Here is a 1,887-nt window from a genome sequence, read left to right as displayed (position 1 = left end):
GGCAGGTGTGTGGATGGGTAGGGGAGCGTCGTGTGGCCATGGAAGCGGCAGGGTGACCTAGCCGTGGAGGCCACACGAGTGAGAATGCAGGCATGAGTAGCGAAAGACGAGTGAGAAACTCGTCCGCCGAATGACCAAGGGTTCCTGGGCCAGGTTAATCCGCCCAGGGTGAGTCGGGACCTAAGACGAGGCCGACAGGCGTAGCCGATGGACAACGGGTTGATATTCCCGTACCCGTGTGAACGCGCCCATGGTGAATCAGTGATACTAACCATCCTGAAGCCACGAGAAGACCTTCGGGTCTCGAGTTGGTGGATGCATGGGACCTGATCTGGTAGTAGCCAAGCGATGGGGTGACGCAGGAAGGTAGCTGAGCCAGTCAGTGGTAATACTGGTGTAAGCGTGTAGGGCGTGACCTAGGCAAATCCGGGTCGCACATAGCCTGAGACGTGATGCGTAGCCGATTGAGGCGAATTCAGTGATCCTATGCTGCCGAGAAAAGCCTCTAGCGAGCTTTCACACGGCCCGTACCCCAAACCGACACAGGTGGTCAGGTAGAGAATACTAAGGCGATCGAGATAACTATGGTTAAGGAACTCGGCAAAATGCCCCCGTAACTTCGGGAGAAGGGGGGCCCTGTCTGGTGACGACATTTACTGTCTGAGCTGGGTGGGGCCGCAGAGACCAGTGAGAAGCGACTGTTTACTAAAAACACAGGTCCGTGCGAAGTCGTAAGACGATGTATACGGACTGACGCCTGCCCGGTGCTGGAAGGTTAAGAGGACCGGTTAGTTCCTTCGGGAGCGAAGCTGAGAATTTAAGCCCCAGTAAACGGCGGTGGTAACTATAACCATCCTAAGGTAGCGAAATTCCTTGTCGGGTAAGTTCCGACCTGCACGAATGGCGTAACGACTTCTCAGCTGTCTCAACCGTAGACTCGGCGAAATTGCATTACGAGTAAAGATGCTCGTTACGCGCGGCAGGACGAAAAGACCCCGGGACCTTCACTACAGCTTGGTATTGGTGTTCGGTTCGGTTTGTGTAGGATAGGTGGGAGACTGTGAAGCGGTGACGCCAGTTATCGTGGAGTCGTTGTTGAAATACCACTCTGATCGAATTGGACCTCTAACCTCGGACCATGATCTGGTTCAGGGACAGTGCCTGGTGGGTAGTTTAACTGGGGCGGTTGCCTCCCAAAATGTAACGGAGGCGCCCAAAGGTTCCCTCAGCCTGGTTGGCAATCAGGTGTCGAGTGCAAGTGCACAAGGGAGCTTGACTGTGAGACTGACAGGTCGAGCAGGGACGAAAGTCGGGACTAGTGATCCGGCACCGGCAAGTGGAAGCGGTGTCGCTCAACGGATAAAAGGTACCCCGGGGATAACAGGCTGATCTTCCCCAAGAGTCCATATCGACGGGATGGTTTGGCACCTCGATGTCGGCTCGTCGCATCCTGGGGCTGGAGTAGGTCCCAAGGGTTGGGCTGTTCGCCCATTAAAGCGGCACGCGAGCTGGGTTTAGAACGTCGTGAGACAGTTCGGTCTCTATCCGCCGCGCGCGTTAGAAACTTGAGGAAGGCTGTCCCTAGTACGAGAGGACCGGGACGGACGAACCTCTGGTGTGCCAGTTGTTCCGCCAGGAGCACCGCTGGTTAGCTACGTTCGGAAGGGATAACCGCTGAAAGCATCTAAGCGGGAAGCCTGTTCCAAGATGAGGTTTCTCACCCCCTCGAGGGGGTAAGGCCCCCGGCAGACCACCGGGTTGATAGGCCAGAACTGGAAGTGCAGTAATGCATGCAGGTGACTGGTACTAATAGGCCGAGGACTTACCACAAAGAAGCTACGCGTCCACTGTGCGGTATCTGAAACAACACACAGATACTGATGAGAA

1 rRNA gene is annotated in these 1,887 nt (G+C 55.6%); it reads left to right on the top strand.

Features of this window, described 5'->3' with window-relative positions:
• Window positions 1-1,830: ribosomal RNA gene (locus tag ASU23_RS11135) — 23S ribosomal RNA — on the top strand; the annotation flags it as partial.
• Between the last annotated feature and the right edge of the window lie 57 nt (window positions 1,831-1,887).

The sequence above is a fragment of the Rhodococcus sp. KB6 genome (genome assembly GCF_001445685.1).
GTDB lineage: Bacteria > Actinomycetota > Actinomycetes > Mycobacteriales > Mycobacteriaceae > Rhodococcus_F > Rhodococcus_F qingshengii.
The sequence above is the reverse complement of the archived record's forward strand: the minus strand, read 5'-3'. Positions and strand labels throughout refer to the sequence as shown.